Origin of the sequence: Comamonas sp. B-9, from assembly GCF_000410635.1 — a bacterium.
In the GTDB taxonomy this organism is placed as follows: domain Bacteria; phylum Pseudomonadota; class Gammaproteobacteria; order Burkholderiales; family Burkholderiaceae_C; genus Comamonas.
On record NZ_KE148558.1, the window covers coordinates 1 to 411 of the forward strand.

A 411-nucleotide genomic window follows, 5' to 3' on the forward strand; every position below is an offset into this window, starting at 1 on the left:
CGCGGGCCACCAGGTTGGAAGCCGGGCGGTGGCCGGCCTGGTCCCCCCGGCCCACCGGGTCCGCCAGGGCCACCCTGCATGCCCGGCGGTGGGCCGGGCGGCATCCTGCCTTTGACCTGGCACAGCGTATCGCCCAGATTGCTGCGCAGCACCAGGGTTTTGCTGGCCAGCATCACGCCGGCGATGTTCTGCACCTCCCAGAGATAGGCGCTCTTGTCGGGCTCCTCGCCGACGACGTTGTCGCTGTCCAACGTGGTGTCGGGCTGGCCCTTGTCCTGGTAGTGCGGCGCTTGGGCAAAGATTGCGCTGTTGAGCGCGTCGGGAAACAAGAGCTGCGTGGTCAGCCAGCTGCTGGCCGCATCGCTGGCCTCATAGGCGCCTTGCAGAATGCGGATGTGGATATGGTTGGCG

The 411-nt window shown here is 67.6% G+C and carries 1 pseudogene; it reads right to left on the reverse strand.

What is annotated here, in order from left to right:
• Window positions 1-411: pseudogene (locus H928_RS33205) on the reverse strand (intradiol ring-cleavage dioxygenase); the annotation flags it as partial.